This window comes from Marinirhabdus gelatinilytica (assembly GCF_003353425.1).
Lineage (GTDB): Bacteria > Bacteroidota > Bacteroidia > Flavobacteriales > Flavobacteriaceae > Marinirhabdus > Marinirhabdus gelatinilytica.
In genome coordinates, this window is the sequence record NZ_QRAO01000004.1 from 216,903 (window position 1) to 233,320 (window position 16,418).

At 42.0% G+C, this 16,418-nt stretch carries 16 protein-coding genes and 2 tRNA genes; 10 read left to right on the forward strand and 8 right to left on the reverse strand.

Translation table 11 applies throughout. The features are described 5' to 3' along the window. Window positions 1-44: 44 nt before the first annotated feature. The 3 genes from C8D94_RS12305 to C8D94_RS12315 all read right to left on the reverse strand — a co-directional run bounded on the left by C8D94_RS12305 (window position 45) and on the right by C8D94_RS12315 (window position 1,313). A complete protein-coding gene (locus C8D94_RS12305; RefSeq protein WP_170134774.1) occupies window positions 45-956 on the reverse strand; it encodes a MerR family transcriptional regulator in 912 nt (303 codons plus the stop codon). Window positions 957-1,101: 145 nt separating this feature from the next. After that, window positions 1,102-1,187, reverse strand: a tRNA-Leu gene (locus C8D94_RS12310). Window positions 1,188-1,240: 53 nt separating this feature from the next. Continuing rightward, window positions 1,241-1,313: transfer RNA gene (locus C8D94_RS12315), tRNA-Lys, on the reverse strand. A 150-nt stretch (window positions 1,314-1,463) separates the two neighbouring features. On the opposite strand from C8D94_RS12315, the gene C8D94_RS12320 reads away from it, so the two are divergent. Continuing rightward, window positions 1,464-1,982: a shikimate kinase gene (locus C8D94_RS12320; protein ID WP_115124257.1), complete on the forward strand. Its 519-nt coding sequence runs from the start codon at window positions 1,464-1,466 to the stop codon at window positions 1,980-1,982. On the opposite strand, the gene C8D94_RS12325 is transcribed toward C8D94_RS12320, so the two are convergent. Further along, window positions 1,974-2,477, reverse strand: coding sequence for a phosphoribosyltransferase family protein (locus C8D94_RS12325; RefSeq protein WP_115124258.1), 504 nt, complete (start codon window positions 2,475-2,477; stop codon window positions 1,974-1,976). The genes C8D94_RS12320 and C8D94_RS12325 overlap by 9 nt on opposite strands. 34 nt (window positions 2,478-2,511) lie before the next feature. Then, window positions 2,512-2,889 (reverse strand): RNA-binding S4 domain-containing protein, encoded by a 378-nt coding sequence (locus tag C8D94_RS12330; RefSeq protein WP_115124259.1) that lies wholly within the window; start codon window positions 2,887-2,889, stop codon window positions 2,512-2,514. A gap of 76 nt (window positions 2,890-2,965) precedes the next feature. On the opposite strand from C8D94_RS12330, the gene C8D94_RS12335 reads away from it, so the two are divergent. Beyond that, window positions 2,966-3,928, forward strand: coding sequence for an FKBP-type peptidyl-prolyl cis-trans isomerase (locus C8D94_RS12335; RefSeq protein ID WP_245946309.1), 963 nt, complete (start codon window positions 2,966-2,968; stop codon window positions 3,926-3,928). A gap of 78 nt (window positions 3,929-4,006) precedes the next feature. On the opposite strand, the gene C8D94_RS12340 is transcribed toward C8D94_RS12335, so the two are convergent. Together C8D94_RS12340 and C8D94_RS12345 are read right to left on the reverse strand one after the other, a co-directional pair. After that, window positions 4,007-4,957 (reverse strand): transketolase family protein, encoded by a 951-nt coding sequence (locus tag C8D94_RS12340; protein WP_115124261.1) that lies wholly within the window; start codon window positions 4,955-4,957, stop codon window positions 4,007-4,009. 68 nt (window positions 4,958-5,025) lie between these two features. Continuing rightward, window positions 5,026-5,871, reverse strand: coding sequence for a transketolase (locus C8D94_RS12345; protein WP_115124262.1), 846 nt, complete (start codon window positions 5,869-5,871; stop codon window positions 5,026-5,028). Window positions 5,872-6,129: 258 nt separating this feature from the next. On the opposite strand from C8D94_RS12345, the gene tgt reads away from it, so the two are divergent. The 7 genes from tgt to C8D94_RS12380 all read left to right on the forward strand — a co-directional run bounded on the left by tgt (window position 6,130) and on the right by C8D94_RS12380 (window position 13,731). Beyond that, window positions 6,130-7,260, forward strand: a complete 1,131-nt coding sequence (gene tgt / locus C8D94_RS12350; protein ID WP_115124263.1) for a tRNA guanosine(34) transglycosylase Tgt — start codon at window positions 6,130-6,132, stop codon at window positions 7,258-7,260. A 44-nt stretch (window positions 7,261-7,304) separates the two neighbouring features. Next, window positions 7,305-8,384: an LptF/LptG family permease gene (locus C8D94_RS12355; RefSeq protein WP_115124264.1), complete on the forward strand. Its 1,080-nt coding sequence runs from the start codon at window positions 7,305-7,307 to the stop codon at window positions 8,382-8,384. Next, window positions 8,371-9,273 (forward strand): DMT family transporter, encoded by a 903-nt coding sequence (locus C8D94_RS12360; protein ID WP_115124265.1) that lies wholly within the window; start codon window positions 8,371-8,373, stop codon window positions 9,271-9,273. Before C8D94_RS12355 ends, C8D94_RS12360 begins: the two co-directional genes overlap by 14 nt. Window positions 9,274-9,328: 55 nt before the next feature. Then, window positions 9,329-10,282 carry an acetyl-CoA carboxylase carboxyltransferase subunit alpha gene (locus C8D94_RS12365; RefSeq protein WP_115124266.1) on the forward strand — a complete coding sequence of 318 codons (954 nt, stop codon included), beginning with the start codon at window positions 9,329-9,331 and terminating at the stop codon, window positions 10,280-10,282. 167 nt (window positions 10,283-10,449) lie between these two features. Then, a complete protein-coding gene (gene dnaB / locus C8D94_RS12370; protein WP_115124267.1) occupies window positions 10,450-12,006 on the forward strand; it encodes a replicative DNA helicase in 1,557 nt (518 codons plus the stop codon). Window positions 12,007-12,075: 69 nt separating this feature from the next. After that, complete coding sequence (locus tag C8D94_RS12375; protein ID WP_115124268.1) at window positions 12,076-12,582, forward strand: hypothetical protein; 507 nt, start codon at window positions 12,076-12,078, stop codon at window positions 12,580-12,582. Between the two features lie 99 nt (window positions 12,583-12,681). Next, on the forward strand, window positions 12,682-13,731 hold the full coding sequence (locus C8D94_RS12380; protein ID WP_115124269.1) for a DUF5694 domain-containing protein: 1,050 nt from the start codon (window positions 12,682-12,684) through the stop codon (window positions 13,729-13,731). Window positions 13,732-13,786: 55 nt separating this feature from the next. On the opposite strand, the gene C8D94_RS12385 is transcribed toward C8D94_RS12380, so the two are convergent. Continuing rightward, window positions 13,787-15,160 carry an exo-beta-N-acetylmuramidase NamZ family protein gene (locus C8D94_RS12385; RefSeq protein WP_245946311.1) on the reverse strand — a complete coding sequence of 458 codons (1,374 nt, stop codon included), beginning with the start codon at window positions 15,158-15,160 and terminating at the stop codon, window positions 13,787-13,789. Here C8D94_RS12385 and C8D94_RS12390 point away from each other — a divergent pair. Continuing rightward, window positions 15,141-16,379, forward strand: coding sequence for an ABC transporter permease (locus C8D94_RS12390; protein WP_115124270.1), 1,239 nt, complete (start codon window positions 15,141-15,143; stop codon window positions 16,377-16,379). The genes C8D94_RS12385 and C8D94_RS12390 overlap by 20 nt on opposite strands. Window positions 16,380-16,418: the final 39 nt, after the last annotated feature.

The window sequence follows — 16,418 nt, forward strand, 5'->3', positions numbered from 1 at the left end:
AATTTATATAATTCTTCAACAAAATAGGTGAGGTCTCCCAAAATTTATCTTTTCTTTAAGGTTTCCAGTGCAGTGGTTAACTGTGGTATGTTTGTGAAAAGCTTTATGTTTTCGGGTAAGTTCTCATTAACGGCCTCTTTAGCCTTGCCTCCCATGAGCCATAGTTCGTTTTTATTGTTGGGTCCTATGGTAGCATTGTATAGTTCGCAGAAATCCTGAATGGTCTGGTGTGATGGTTCTACGGTGAGGTAACTAAGAAATTGTATGTCCTCGTGGTGTTTTATGACCTCCTTTAAACTGTTGAAGGATATATTCCCGCCAAGGTATATGGTGTTTACCCCGTGGCTTACGCACAGGTAATTGGCATATACAAGTCCTATTTCGTGAATTTCCCTATAGGGCAGGAACAGCGCAAAAGTGGGAGGTGCTTTTAATTCATTTTTGTGGTATTGGCTTTCTAGGTTAAGCACAATTTTCTGTTTTACCATTTCAGAAATAAAACGTTCATGGCATGGGTCAATGGTGCCGGTTTGCCATAAAATACCGAGGTCAGTTAGCAGGGGGATAAAAATATCTTGAAATACTTCGGGAAACGTCCTTTCCTCCAAAAGTGCGTTGTAGGTTTTTGCAAATAATTGCTGGTTAAACTCGAACATAGCCATTTTAAAGTTGAAAATAGAATGTTCTTCGGTTTTGGTTATGGCAAGTTCTGCTACCAAATTTTTCAGTTCCTTTTTGTCCAGTGCAGCTATCTTGGATATTTTATATCCATTTTGGTACAGAAAAGATACGTTCAGCAACTTTTTTAAGCTTTCCAGATGGTAGGCCCTGATATTGGTTTCGGTCCTGGAAGGTTTCAATATCCCATATCGCTTTTCCCAAATCCTAATAGTATGTGCTTTTATACCACTTAGGTTTTCAAGGTCCTTGATACTGAATTTTGTTTTAACAAGCATTTGGGATTTGTTAGATACCAAAGATAACATTTCTAGGATAAGGATCCCCCAAAATATGTCCATCTATTAAAGGGCAGGAGTTGTGTGCCGGTGTAACTAAGCGCAGGGTATATAAAAAAGCCATCTCGATGGAGATGGCTTTTTTTGGTACCCGGGATGGGACTTGAACCCACACGCAACAAGTGCACACGGCCCTCAACCGTGCCTGTCTACCAATTTCAGCACCCGGGTAGTTGTTTCCTGCTGGAAACTAAAAAAGTACCGCGACGAGCGATACTTTTTAGTGACTTGGCTGGGGCTCGAACCCAGGACCACCTCCTTAAAAGGGAGGTGCTCTACCAACTGAGCTACCAAGTCATAATTTCAAATTGCGAACGGGAATATTAATTCCCTTAAGCGGGTGCAAATATACTAGCATTAAATTTATTTTTCAAAGTAATTTCAAAGAAATATTTTCTTTCACCATAAATTGATAATTTCAATTAAAATTTGAATAATTTTACCATTGTGAAACTACTACTTTTAGGATATATGGGGAGCGGCAAAACTGCTGTAGGAGAGCGTCTTGCTGAAGTGCTGGACATTCCGTTTTACGATCTGGACCTTGAAATAGAGAAGGGGGGGCAAAAAAGTGTTCCTGAAATCTTTAGTGAAAAAGGGGAGATATATTTCAGAAAAAGAGAAGTAGAAGTGCTTCAAGAACTCCTAAAATCTGACGAGAGATTTGTGCTATCACTGGGCGGCGGTACACCTTGTTATGGCAATGTGATGCAAATTATAAACAAAAGGGCAGGAGTGACTTCAATATTCCTGAAAGCATCAGTAGAAACTCTTACGCATCGGTTATTTCCGGCGAAGCAGCATAGGCCCTTGATTGCTCATTTGCAAACTGAAGAGGAACTTAACGATTTTATTCGTAAACACCTCTTTGAGAGAAATTTTTACTATCACCAAGCAGCCTTAACGGTACATGCCGATACAACGGTAAGGGAAATAATTTCTGAAATTGTGGCAAGATTATTCTAAAACAGCTCTATCGTTCCCTTTCTCAAAAATTACCGAAACATTTTCATTGAGGGAGGTAGATAACGAAATCCCTTTGTAATCTGCCTTAACCGGGTATTTTTTATGGTTTCTGTCCACCAGCACAGCTGTTTTGAATTGTTTGAGCGGAACCTCCAAAAAATGCTTTATACCATAGATAAGCGTAGTGCCAGAGTGTAGCACATCGTCCACCAAGACCAAGCTTTTGTTGGTGTATTCTTCAGGTGAGAGGCTTGTGGTAATGGTAGTTATAGGATTTTTTTTGTCCATTTGCACCTTACATAGTGTTACTTGTATGGGAGAGATTTTTTCTACTGTTTTTTTTAGTTTTTCAGCAAGCGTGTAGCCATTTTGGACAATTCCTGCGATAATCACTTCGGTCTCCGAAACATTGGCCTCGTATATTTGATAGGCCATACGTTTAATTTTGTGTTCAATTTCGGTTTTTGTCAATATAACAGTTTCGGTCTGTGGCATTTCATAAGGTTTTTTCAAAGATACTAAGGTAATATCATTCTTCGTCGTCGCCACGGGTATAATCTTCTATATCACGACGGTCTTTTTTGGTAGGTCTTCCTATCCCTTTTTTCCGGTAGTAGGTTTTGGAGTATTTTAAAAGTTCGGTTTTCTCAAAGTTTTCCTTGGGGGTAGTGTCCACGCGGTACAGGTTTACAAGTTTGGCACCCACGCGGCTTGGTGGAATATCCAGAACCTCTATGGTATAGTCAATTTGGTTTTTTCTGAAATGTATGGTGTCTCCCGGGTACACGTCCCGTGAGGGTTTCACCTTGCTGCCGTTTACCTTTACGGCACCTTTTTTACAAGCCTGTGTCCCTATGTTTCGTGTTTTAACATAGCGTATGCACCATAAATATTTATCAACCCTCATACAAAAGCCCTTAATTCTGCGTTAATAAAGGATACAAAAATAATGGAAAATTGTATCTTGCGCACCTCAAAAAAAGATGATGAAACACATTAAATACATAATCCCACTTTTAGTAATGGGTATTTCTCTGTTTGTAAGCTGTAGTAATGACGATGACGGTACCGACTCTACGTTTATCCCTGCTAGGGATAGGGGGGAGGAAGTAGTACGTGCTACCAATATTATTGAAGAATACCTGACCACGCATTTTTATAACTACGAAGAGTTCCAAAACCCGCCAGCAGATTTCGATTTCAGAATAAAATTTGATACTATCGCTGGTGACAATGCAGATAAAATTGCATTGATTGAACAAGTGGAATCCAAAACTGTTCAAGATAGGGTAAATGAAGATGTTTCCTATACACTATATTATTTGGATGCCTTGGAAGGCGCGGGGGAAAAGCCAAACTTCCCGGATCTAGCCACGATTAGTTACGAAGGAACCTACCTAAATGTCCCTTTTGAAGATGAAGATGGTAGTCTAGAGAACTTTAGTCCTTACACGAAGATTTTTGACTCCTCAATTGTTCCCGTAAAGTTTGATATGACGAATGTTGTTAACGGCTTACAGGATGGTTTGATCGAGTTTAAGACCGCGTCAACAATAATTACCAACCCAGATGGTACCGTAACTTTTGAAGAGTTTGGTGTGGGCGCTGTATTTATGCAGTCAGGTTTGGGATATTATGTAGATGTACCTGCAGGCTCTAACATACCTTTGTATTCGCAGCTTATCTTTACGTTGCAAATGTACGAGAGTGAGATAGGAGACCAAGACGGCGATGGAATCCCATCTTTTATGGAAGACCTAAACAACAACGGTCTAGAAGAAGACGATGATACAGATGGCGACCTTGCCCCTAACTATAGTGATGCAGACGATGACGGCGATGGCAGACCCACAAGTGACGAGATTGTAGTGAATGCAGATGGCTCCATTACATTCCCGGATGAGGACAACGACGGAACACCAGATTATCTTGATTCTGATAGTTAATTGGGATTGTTCTTACAAGAAATAAAAAATGCCTTGAGATCTCCTCAAGGCATTTTTTATGGTGCTAACTTAAAAGGATTATTTTCTATCCAGCACCTTTTTTGAAGCTTTTACAATTGCGTTAGCGTTTAGTCCGTATTTGTCCATAAGCTGGTCTGGAGTACCGGATTCTCCAAACGTATCTTGTGTTGCAACAAATTCTTGAGGTGTTGGGTGTTGTTGTGCCAGTACTCTTGCCACACTTTCACCAAGGCCCCCTAGGTAGTTGTGTTCTTCGGCAGTGACAACGCAGCCTGTTTTTTTAGCAGATGTTATAATGGCCTCATCATCCAAAGGCTTAATGGTGTGAATGTTTATCACTTCGGCTGAAATACCCTGTTCCTGTAATGTTCCAGCAGCTTGGAGTGCCTCCCAAACCAAGTGACCAGTAGCTACAATGGTAACATCGGTACCTTCTTGGAGCATCACGGCTTTTCCAATTTCAAAAGTTCCGTTTTCAGGAGTGAAGTTGGCAACTTTTGGCCTCCCAAAACGTAAGTATACGGGCCCATCGTGTTCAGCAATGGCGAGTGTTGCGGCTTTGGTCTGGTTGTAGTCACAGGTGTTGATAACCGTCATCCCTGGTAACATCTTCATAAGCCCAATATCCTCCAGGATTTGGTGCGTCGCTCCATCTTCGCCCAAGGTAACCCCGGCGTGGGAAGCACAAATCTTTACGTTTTTGCCACTGTAGGCAACACTCTGGCGTATCTGGTCGTACACACGTCCGGTAGAGAAATTGGCAAATGTACCCGTAAACGGAATTTTCCCGCCAATGGTCATCCCCGCAGCCATCCCAATCATATTTGCCTCGGCAATTCCTACTTGGAAAAAACGCTCTGGATGATTGGCTTTAAATTCGTCCATTTTTAAAGAGCCTGTCAGGTCTGCACAAAGTGCCACAACGTTTTTGTTCGTCTTGCCAAGTTCTGTCAATCCTGCTCCAAAACCTGAACGGGTATCTTTTTTTCCTGTATCTGTGTATTTCATCTAGTACTTAATTATACTGCTTTGCAGCATTATTTTTATTTTTAATATCCCCTTTGGGGCCAGAGGGATTAATAGTCCCCCAGTGTTTCAGGATTTTGCGATAATGCGTCTTCCAGTTGCTCGTCATTGGGTGCTTTACCATGCCAAGCGTGGGTGTGCATCATAAAATCTACCCCATTGCCCATAACGGTATGCATCAAGATGCAAATAGGTTTACCGTTGCCCGTTTTTTCCTTGGCGGTTTTTAGGGTTGAGAGGATTGCTTCAAGGTTATTGCCCTCTTTAACCTCAAGGACTTCCCAGCCAAAAGCTTCAAACTTTGCTTTTAGGTTTCCTAGCGGAAGGACCTGCTCCAAAGAGCCATCAATTTGCTGGCCGTTATAATCTACCGTAACTATTAGGTTGTCCACTTTGTTGCCGGCAGCATACATAATGGCTTCCCAGTTTTGGCCTTCCTGCAACTCCCCATCGCCACAAAGCGCATATATTAAATGCGAGTCCTGATTCAATTTTTTGGTTTCCGCAGCACCTATGGCAACCGATATCCCTTGTCCCAAAGACCCCGAAGCTACTCGAATACCGGGCAGCCCCTCGTGTGTTGTTGGATGGCCTTGTAGGCGTGAATCTATATGTCTAAAAGTATTTAGTTCATTTACAGGGAAATAACCAGCCCGTGCCAGAACACTATAAAAAACTGGAGAAATATGCCCGTTGGAGAGAAAGAAAAGATCTTCTCCTTTTCCGTCCATATCAAAGCCATCTTTTCGGTCCATCACCTCGTTGTAGAGCGCTACAAAAAATTCGGTACAGCCCAAGGAACCCCCTGGGTGCCCGGAGTTTACGCGGTGTACCTGCCGTAGAATATCCCTACGAACCTGTATTACAAGATCTTCCAGTTTTTTTATATCTGCCATGGTATGTTTTGATTTTCAGTTTCAAAAGTAATTCAATTCGCTACTAGCACAAAGGCCGAAACCAAGCTTTTATTAACGATTTACGGGTTTTGTTAACAGTTCTTGAAGTTTGAAGGTTGTTGTAGTACGCTAAGGGTTCTTTTTACTGAATTCTCACCTGGAAGGATCTGTAGAGAACTTGAAACTTTTAATTCGTTCCTTGTCGTTCGCAATTCGTCATTCAAAAAAGTATCTTTGCTGCTTCAACAGAAATTCTATATGCAGTTTACCCTACACAAAACCGATCCCGAAACACAAGCAAGGGCAGGAACCATACAACTTGATCACGGCCCCGTGGAGACCCCGATATTTATGCCCGTGGGAACTATTGGAACGGTAAAAGGTGTGCATCAACGTGAACTTAAAGAGGAGATAAACCCTGATATCATACTAGGGAATACCTACCATTTATACTTACGCCCGCAAACCGAAATCCTTGAAAAAGCAGGAGGGTTGCATAAATTCATGAATTGGGACCGAAACATCTTGACCGATAGTGGTGGTTACCAGGTCTATTCGTTGAGTGATAGACGGAAGATCAAGGAAGAAGGGGTAAAATTCAAATCACACATAGACGGCAGCTACCATACCTTTACCCCAGAAAATGTTATGGAGATACAGCGTACCATTGGGGCAGATATTATTATGGCGTTTGACGAGTGTACACCGTATCCTTGCGATTACAATTATGCCAAGCGCTCTATGCACATGACGCATCGCTGGTTGGAACGTTGTATCACACATTTAGAAAAAACACCGCTTAAATACGGTTATGACCAAACATTTTTCCCTATTGTGCAAGGAAGCACTTACAAAGACCTACGGAAACAATCTGCCGAATATATTGCAGGGGTAGGAGCAGAAGGGAACGCTATTGGGGGACTCTCGGTAGGTGAACCCGCCGAAGAAATGTACGAAATGACCGAAGTGGTAACCGCAATACTTCCCAAAGAAAAACCACGTTATCTAATGGGTGTGGGTACGCCCATAAACCTGTTGGAGAACGTTGCTTTGGGAATAGATATGTTTGATTGTGTGATGCCTACACGTAATGGAAGAAACGGTATGTTATTTACCGCCCATGGCACCATAAACATAAAGAACAAAAAGTGGGAGGCAGATTTTTCCCCCATAGACGAAATGGGGATTACCTGGGTGGATCTAGAGTACAGCAAGGCCTATGTGCGTCACCTCTTTACCGTTAATGAAATGCTGGGAAGACAAATATGCACCATTCATAACCTTGGGTTCTACCTTTGGTTGATGCGTGAGGCGAGAAAGCAGATATTGGCAGGTACCTTTGCCACTTGGAAAAACAAAATGGTGAAACAAATGGACAAGCGATTGTAGCGTTCATAAATTTAAACCGAAATCTTGGATTTTGAATCAAGACTATGCTAAGCATTTTAGATAAATACATTCTTAAGAAATACCTCGGGACCTTCGGGCTGCTGCTGCTGCTGTTCGTCCCCATTGGTATCATAGTGCACTTGGCTGAAAAAATTGATAAGATTCTTGAAAATGAAGTCCCGTTCCCCATTGTTGCAAAGTATTTTCTGGACTTTACCATCTATTTTGCTGATTTGCTGTTCCCTTTGTTTCTGTTCCTTTCGGTAATTTGGTTTACTTCTAAACTTGCAAATAATACCGAGGTCATAGCCTTTTTGAGCAGTGGCGTTTCGTTTTACAGGTTTTTACGTCCGTATATGATCGGGGCCACTATTGTGTGTCTCATTGCCCTGGCTTCTGGGATGTACTTTGCGCCAACGGCCAGTAAGGGTTTCAACGAGTTTAAATACAAATACCTAAAAAAGGGAAAGCGCGACCGGGACCAGACCAATGTGTTCAGGCAGATCAACGACAACGATTACATCTACGCCAGCTATTTTAATGTAAAGGAAAAAAGTGGAAGTAACTTCACCTTGGAACATTTTGAGGGTAACGAAATGAAATATAAGCTTTCGGCAAACCGCATAAAATACAACCCTCAAGATAGTACGTACTCACTTTTTAATTATTCAAAAAGAATTGTAGGTGCCCACGATGATAGTATCGAGACAAAAAAACGCTTGGATACCGTTTTCGATTTTGAGATGGAAGATCTCACCCCGGTAGACTATATAGCCGAAACCCTTAACGTTGTGGAGCTCAACAAATTTATTGCTCGTGAAAAAGCTAGGGGATCTTCTTATATCAATAGATATGAGGTGGTTCGCTACAAACGGTACAGTCTCCCGGTTTCGGCATATATCTTAACTATTATTGCTGTGGCTGTTTCCTCCATAAAACGCCGTGGTGGGATGGGGGTAAACCTTGCCATTGGTATTGGTATTGGGATGGTCTTTATATTTTTCGACAAGATTTTTGGCACCATGGCAGAGCAGAGTAACTTCTCCCCGTTTATTGCAACGTGGTTCCCTAATTTTGTATTTGCTATTTTAGCAATCTATCTGTTGAAAAATGCAAAACGATAAACTCCTCAATTACCTTCATTTACATTTCATCATATTTATTTGGGGCTTTACGGCCGTACTGGGAGCGCTCATTTCAATAGAGGCCATTCCTTTGGTATGGTACCGTATGTTAATGGCAACCGGGCTTATTCTCCTTTTTCTGAAGTTCAGGAAGATATCCTTAAAGTTTCCGAAGAGAACACTCGCGGGATTTGCGCTAGCGGGATTGATCATCGCCCTGCACTGGCTTGCTTTTTTTGGGGCAATTAAAGTTGCCAACGTATCGGTAACCCTTGCAATAATGTCCACTGGGGCATTTTTCACCTCCCTTTTGGAACCCCTTTTTTACAAACGGAAAATCATTGGCTACGAAGTGTTTTTCGGCTTGTTGGTTATCATGGGATTGTACATTATTTTCAATGTAGAGGGCGATTATTTCTTGGGTATTATACTCGCTCTGGCTGCATCATTGTTGGGGGCCCTATTTTCCGTCATCAATGGAAAGTTTGCGGTTAAGTACAATGCTTCGGCCATTTCGTTCTACGAACTTGGGTTTGGGACGCTGTGTATCACTGTGTATTTAATTTTTAGCGGAAGCTTTACTTCAGAATTCTTTCAGCTGAAAGATTCGGACTGGTTATACCTTTTTATATTGGCTTCGGCTTGTACGGCCTACGCGTTTATCGCTTCGGTGCATGTAATGAAGTGGATAAGCCCTTACACCGTGATGCTCACCATAAATATGGAACCCGTCTACGGAATTATCCTCGCACTCCTTGTTTTGGGCGATACCGAAAATATGAGCCCACAGTTTTACTACGGTGCCTTGTTGATAGTGCTTACTGTAATTGCAAACGGCATTGTAAAAAATAGAGTGGACAGAAAAAAGCGTACTTTACCCAATGTGTAAGTACAAAATTTTATATTTGTAAATTATAATTGAAACAAATCAAACCAAGAAACATATGGAATATCTTGATTTTGAATTACCCATAAAAGACTTGCAGGAGCAATACGAAAAAGCTTGCCAGATAGGCGAGGACAGCGATGTAGACGTAACCAACACCTGTAAGCAAATCGAAAAGAAACTAGCCGAGACCAAAAAGGATATTTATAAAAACCTGACCCCATGGCAGCGTGTACAGCTGTCCCGTCACCCCAACCGTCCCTACACCATGGATTATATCAAGGCCATTTGTGGGGATTCTTTTTTGGAGCTCCACGGGGACCGAAATTTTAAGGACGATAAAGCCATGGTAGGCGGTCTAGGTAAGATTGGCGACCAAAGCTATATGTTCATTGGCCAGCAAAAAGGCTACAACACAAAGACCCGCCAGTACCGAAACTTTGGGATGGCAAATCCAGAAGGGTACCGTAAGGCATTGCGCTTGATGGAATCTGCCGAAAAATTCAACATCCCAGTGGTAACGCTTATTGACACCCCAGGAGCCTTCCCGGGAATGGAAGCCGAAGAGCGTGGACAAGGAGAGGCAATCGCCAGAAACATCTTGGAAATGACACGTCTTAAAGTCCCCATAATTGTTGTGATCATTGGCGAGGGTGCCAGTGGTGGAGCTTTGGGAATTGGCGTTGGTGATAAAGTGTTGATGCTCGAAAATACCTGGTACTCGGTAATTTCTCCAGAAAGTTGCTCCTCTATTTTATGGCGCAGCTGGGAATTTAAGGAGCAAGCCGCAGAAGCATTGAAGCTTACCGCTACCGACATGAAAAAAATGAAACTGGTGGACCAAGTGGTGAAAGAACCTCTGGGTGGTGCACATAGCGACCGTGAAAAAACATTCAGGAGCGTGGCAAGTGCTATTGAAAAAGCTTATGGCGAATTCAAGAACTTATCCCCAGAAGAGTTGGTGGACCAACGCATGGAAAAATATTCGAATATGGGAGTCTTTAAAGGCTAACCATAACCATACCAACACATCCCAAAATCCGAAGTTCGTGCTTCGGATTTTTTTACGGGTTATTAACAGAAAATTAAAGTTATCCACAATGTAATTGTTGACGACCCGTTAATATTAGAAAGCAAAAACATAACCATTCCAGTTAACATTTTCTTTACATTCGCCCTATGGAAAAAGTGCAACCTCAAACCTCACGCAAAACCCGATCCTCGCAGGTAATCTCGCTGGAAAAAGGAAAGTTACCACCGCAAGCAATTGATTTAGAGGAAGTTGTGTTGGGAGCCATGATGATTGACAAAAAAGGGGTCGATGAGGTTATTGATATTCTCTCTGCAGATGTGTTCTACAAACAGCAGCACCAACTCATTTTTGAGGCCATCCATTTGCTCTTTGAAAATAGCGAGCCGGTAGACTTATTAACCGTTGCGAGCCAATTAAAGAAGAATGCGACCCTTGAAGCTGCTGGAGGTGAGTTTTACCTTGTGCAACTCACCCAAAAAGTGTCCTCTTCGGCGCATATCGAATTTCATGCGCGTATCATTCTTCAGAAATATATCCAGCGTTCGTTAATTAAGATTTCAAACGAAATTATTGAAGAATCCTACGACGAAACAACTGATGTTTTTGACCTTTTGGATACCGCCGAAAGTAAGCTATACGAGATCACCCAAGGAAACATAAAGCGCTCTTCTGAAACAGCACAACAACTGGTAATACAGGCCAAGAAAAAAATTCAGGAAATTGCGAACCGTGAAGGATTATCCGGGATCCCCTCCGGCTTCGATAAGGTAGATAAACTTACTTCCGGCTGGCAACCCAGCGATTTAATTATTATTGCTGCACGACCTGGTATGGGTAAAACCGCTCTTACGTTGTCAATGGCCCGTAATGTTGCGGTGGAGCATAACATTCCTGTGGCGTTCTTCAGTTTGGAGATGTCCTCGGTACAGTTGATCACGCGATTGATTTCTTCGGAAACAGGGCTTTCTTCGGAAAAACTACGAACCGGAAACCTGGAGAAACACGAGTGGGAACAGTTAAACGTTAAAGTAAACGGTCTGGAAAAAGCACCGTTGTTTATAGATGATACGCCTTCGCTCTCTATTTTCGATCTGCGTGCAAAAGCCCGTCGTCTCTCGTCGCAACACGGTATAAAACTCATAATGATAGATTACCTACAGTTAATGACAGCAGGAGGAAGCCAAAAAGGAGGGAACCGTGAACAGGAAATATCTACCATTTCGCGTAACCTGAAAGCATTGGCAAAAGAATTGAACGTTCCCGTAATCGCACTTTCACAGCTTTCCCGAGCCGTGGAAACCCGTGGAGGAAGCAAACGTCCTTTGTTGAGTGACCTTCGTGAATCTGGGGCTATTGAGCAGGATGCCGATATTGTGAGCTTTATCTATCGCCCAGAATATTACAAAATTGAAGAGTGGGACGACGAAGAGCGCTCCCCAACCGAGGGCCAGGGGGAGTTTATCGTGGCCAAGCACCGTAACGGTGGGCTGGATGAGATAAGACTGAAATTCGTTGGTCATTTGGGACGTTTCGAGAACTTGGAAACCTTTGACTACACGGGCGAGTTCCATAGTAGTATGAACGCCGCCGCTAATGATGATACCTTCAAGACCGACAAACTGCCAAGTCCGGATGAGGCCTTTGGAAGTTCCATGAACAACGACCTCTCTCCCGAGGGTGGAGATGATGATGTACCGTTTTAATTTTTCTGTTTCAGTTGGATACTAGTTGCGGAAAAAAATTATTTTTGGGCCATTATCTAAAATGTAACAATGGAAACACTTACTTGCCCTGCCTGTAAAATTAAGGTTTACGAAAACCCAGATTTTTGTGATAACTGTAAATACCCTTTTATAGGTTCTGAAAAAGAAAAATCTATTCATATAGGAAAGTTCATCTCTAAAAAGGGTGTGGTTCAGGATTCTTCAAATGCCCTTGGTAACGTTCAGAAAATTTTATTTTTCCTTGGTGGGTTAAATATACTTACGGTTATAATTATGTATTCAAGCACAAATAGCCATTGGCTGGATTTGGCTTTGAATGGTTTTCTTGCTTTAGTATTTATCTTCTGTGCCATCTTTTTAAAAAAGGCTCCTTTGCTATTTACAATCTTACCCTTAGCTACATTGCTTGGTGTCTATACCTTAAATGCTGTAATAGACCCAATGTCTCTGGTAAACGGAATTATAATTAAAGTTTTGATCGTGGGTAGTTTAATCTACAGCATGTATCTTTCGTTAAAGGCAAGAAAATTTCAGAAGCTGTACAAGCTTGGGTAGTTTTTGATTGTTATTTGAAATTTCATTTCTACACAGGGGCGCCATATTTCCTTTTTTCTGAATTTTAGTATATAAAGTATTTTCCATATTTTATGAATTATGGGTAAAACAATCTTTTCAAAAGCATTACCATTACTGCTAGCAGCAATGCTTTGTATGCCATTGCTCGCGCTATCGCAAAGAAGTCTAGAAAAAACCGAAGTATTGATTTTGGGCACACCGCACCTGTTCAGTATGGAAAAATTTAAACCTTCCATGCTGGATGGGGTTAAGGAAAAACTGAATAGCTACGATTTCGATATTATTTGTGTGGAGAAAATGCCCGGGCAACTATTGTACGATATCTCAAGGAGAAAGGATACTGCATTTAATGGGTTGACCAGGATGCAAAAGCACATTAAACTGGCAGATTCTGTACAATCTTACCTTGGGGGTGATTTCTTAGCTTCCAAGGCTAAAACAAGGGAATTAACATCAAGGGAATTGTTAACCAACAAAGACCGAAAAGACCTTCTGTACCATTTTGTCGCCACGACCAATATCCCCGCAGCCGTACTACAATACAAATATTTGCAGCAAAGCCCTGATGTTTTCACTACTGAAATGGATCGCTATGTGAGCGATTTTCTGAAAAAGAGACTCTCGGGCAATAATGAATATTTTTCACTGGCGGTTCCCTTGGCCTTTAAAAAGAAACTCAATACAATAGAGCCCATAGACAATATGCAGGATATGGCGTTGCTTTCCAAATACTACCCTTCCTTTGTTACAGATTTTAAAACCCATCCTGAAATTATAGAAAAGGTGATGAATTCTGAAGTATTAAAGAAAAGCGATTCACTCACCAAAGAGGCCGTAGCGAGCAATGATCTTTCAAAGCTCTATGAATTCTTGAACAGTGAGGAGTATATGGAAGAAGACTATGATGCGCAATGGAAAATATGGTTTGAGACAAATTTTCCTTCAAAGTCGGATATGGCAAGATATTCTCTGTGGGAAATGAGGAATTTACAGATTTCAGCAAATATTATGGACGTGGTAGCAAGATACCCCAATAAGCGAATCTTGGTAATAATAGGCTCCTCCCATAAAAGTTTCTTGGAGAAATACCTCAAGCAGATAGAAAGTCTGAATTTGCTTAGTTATTGAAATAGTACACAAAGCACAAATGGGTTAAAAATATTTGTGCAGAGGATATTTTAACTTACTCATACAGCAAATACTTGCTGCGCATTTTTTTATAGTCTTTCAATCCGTTTTGCCAGGTTTTCCGTATCTCGCGGTAGGTGTAACCCTCTTCAATTTGTTGTTGTAGTTTTTTGGTCCCAGCCAGTTTGGTAAAGAATGGGTTAAAAAAATCTTTCTTTTTTCCGTTGGCAACATAGGCCTCTATAAGCCAATCTAGGTTTAACTGCTCCATTTTCGGAAAGTTGCGCAGGTCCTTCCCGTTACAAGTCTCACCTTTAAATTTAGGATGTTTTGCCCCCTCATTGGCTTGCGGTGTAAATTTAAAGCCATAGAAACGTTCCGGTAGTGAAGGTGCTCCAAAAACTTGGAACTGCATATCTGTACCTCGTCCGGCACTTACAAACGTCCCTTCAAAAAAACAAAGGCTGGGATAGAGGGAGATCGCAACATCGTTGGGAAGATTTGGAGAGGGTTTAATGGGTAGGGAGTAATCTGCGGTATGGGTATACCCTTCATTCTTAACGATGCTAATGGTACATTTCACACCATTGGACAACCATTTTTCACCATTGATCATTTGTGCGTATTCCCCAATGGTCATCCCATGCACCACGGGAATGGGGTGCATCCCCACAAAACTTTTATGTTCGGGTTCCAAGATTGGACCATCTACATAGTGTCCGTTGGGATTGGGACGATCCAGAATAAGGAGCGGAATGTCTTGTTCTGCACAAGCCTCCATTACGTAATGAAGGGTTGATATGTACGTATAAAACCGTGCCCCAACATCCTGAATGTCAAAAACCATCATGTCAATCCCCTGCAATTGGGCTTTCGAGGGTTTTTTGTTATTGCCGTATAACGAAATAATTGGGATGCCCGTTTTGGTGTCCACGCCGTCCTTTACCAATTCCCCAGCATCTGCAGTGCCTCGAAAGCCGTGTTCGGGCGCAAACACCTTTGTTACCTGTATGGCATTGTCTCGTAAAAAGTCTACAAGGTGAATCTCGGTTTCAGTCTTGTCTGGTGTTGCAGTGAGCACGCTGGTCTGGTTGGCAACTACTCCCACATTTTTGTTTGCTAACTGTGTAAGGTATTGGTCGGGTCGTTCGGCTCCTGTAACAATTTTATTGTTTGCATTTCCTACTTCTTCAAGAGAACCCACCTGCATTTGTGTGGTGTTGTTTTCTTCGGCTCTGTCTTTATCGCGTTGGGCGTCGGCAGTAATGGCTTCTCCGGCTTGTATGAGATTGTTCAGGGAGCCGTCGTCGGGTTCGTTCTTCTCGTTGTTGGTACTTCCGCAGGAAAAAACAGCGAGGGAAAGGATTAATATGGTATTTTTGAAAAGTACAAACCGCATAATATTCTTTGTGAATTTCGAATTTTTCATCGCCAAGCGCATTATTGCTGCCAAGGATTATAAAAGTAGTATTTCAGGGCCAATAATAAAAATTGCCATCACTGCAATTGCATTGGGTATTATTATGATGCTGGTGAGCGTGGCCACGAGTATGGGGCTGCAAAAAAAGATTCGTGAAAAAGTTTCAGCCTTTAATGGTGATGTAATTATAACCAACTACGATACCAACCAAAGCAACGACTCCCAGATTCCCATAAGCAAAGAACAGGACTTTTACCCAGATTTCAATCAAGTAGAAGGTATTAAGCACATACAGATTACTGCAGCCAAGGGAGCCGTGATACGTACCCAAGATGACTTTGAAGGTATAGTGGTAAAAGGCGTGGGAACCGATTACAACTGGCAATATTTCAAGGATTTCTTGCGCCAGGGACGCCTTCCAAAGTATACTGAAGACAACTTGAACGAAGAGGTGCTCATCTCAGAATACCTCGCCAAGCGTCTAGGACTAAAACTGAACGACAAAGTAGTGACCTTTTTCCTCCAAGAGGGCAAGAACCAAAAGGCCCGTAGTCGTGGGTTTGATATCGTGGGAATCTACAACAGTGGATTCCAGCAATTTGACGAACAATACCTCATTGCCGATATTCGGCACATTCAGTTCCTGAACAAATGGGAGGACGACCAGATTGGCGCCTTCGAGGTTTTCGTGGACGATTTTGATAGTATCGATGCCGTAGGAGCGCAGGTATACCAAACCATTGGTAGCGACCTGGATGCTGTGACCATTAGGCAAAAATACGGTTCCATTTTTGAGTGGATCGATCTGTTCGATTTTAACACCTATCTCATCATTGGCATTATGATCCTGGTGGCGGGCATTAATATGATCACTGCCCTGCTGGTGCTTATTTTAGAACGCACACAAATGATAGGGATCCTAAAAGCCATGGGGAGTAGCGATTGGAGTGTGCGCAAAGTGTTTTTGTACAACGCTATGTATCTAATTTTGGTAGGCTTGTTTTGGGGAAATGTAATAGGCCTGGGACTGCTCTTGGCACAAAAGTATTTTAAGCTCTTTCCGTTAAATCCAGACACCTACTATGTTACCGAAGCCCCAGTATTTTTGGATATTGGCTATATCTTGGCGCTTAACATAGGCACTTTTGTACTATGCCTTGTTATGCTCATTGTACCCAGTTATATCATTTCAAAGATTTCTCCAGTGAAGGCGATTCGGTTTGAGTAAAACCCTTGTACTTCCACAAGGTTAGTTGTACCTTTGCGC

Bases quoted from the DNA above. Each gene is read 5' to 3' on its own strand.
- C8D94_RS12305 (WP_170134774.1), bottom strand. From the start codon at position 956: ATGCTTGTTAAAACAAAATTCAGTATCAAGGACCTTGAAAACCTAAGT.
- C8D94_RS12325 (WP_115124258.1), bottom strand. From the start codon at position 2,477: ATGCCACAGACCGAAACTGTTATATTGACAAAAACCGAAATTGAACAC.
- C8D94_RS12330 (WP_115124259.1), bottom strand. From the start codon at position 2,889: ATGAGGGTTGATAAATATTTATGGTGCATACGCTATGTTAAAACACGA.
- C8D94_RS12335 (WP_245946309.1), top strand. From the start codon at position 2,966: ATGATGAAACACATTAAATACATAATCCCACTTTTAGTAATGGGTATT.
- C8D94_RS12340 (WP_115124261.1), bottom strand. From the start codon at position 4,957: ATGAAATACACAGATACAGGAAAAAAAGATACCCGTTCAGGTTTTGGA.
- C8D94_RS12345 (WP_115124262.1), bottom strand. From the start codon at position 5,871: ATGGCAGATATAAAAAAACTGGAAGATCTTGTAATACAGGTTCGTAGG.
- tgt (WP_115124263.1), top strand. From the start codon at position 6,130: ATGCAGTTTACCCTACACAAAACCGATCCCGAAACACAAGCAAGGGCA.
- C8D94_RS12355 (WP_115124264.1), top strand. From the start codon at position 7,305: ATGCTAAGCATTTTAGATAAATACATTCTTAAGAAATACCTCGGGACC.
- C8D94_RS12360 (WP_115124265.1), top strand. From the start codon at position 8,371: ATGCAAAACGATAAACTCCTCAATTACCTTCATTTACATTTCATCATA.
- C8D94_RS12365 (WP_115124266.1), top strand. From the start codon at position 9,329: ATGGAATATCTTGATTTTGAATTACCCATAAAAGACTTGCAGGAGCAA.
- dnaB (WP_115124267.1), top strand. From the start codon at position 10,450: ATGGAAAAAGTGCAACCTCAAACCTCACGCAAAACCCGATCCTCGCAG.
- C8D94_RS12375 (WP_115124268.1), top strand. From the start codon at position 12,076: ATGGAAACACTTACTTGCCCTGCCTGTAAAATTAAGGTTTACGAAAAC.
- C8D94_RS12380 (WP_115124269.1), top strand. From the start codon at position 12,682: ATGGGTAAAACAATCTTTTCAAAAGCATTACCATTACTGCTAGCAGCA.
- C8D94_RS12385 (WP_245946311.1), bottom strand. From the start codon at position 15,160: ATGAAAAATTCGAAATTCACAAAGAATATTATGCGGTTTGTACTTTTC.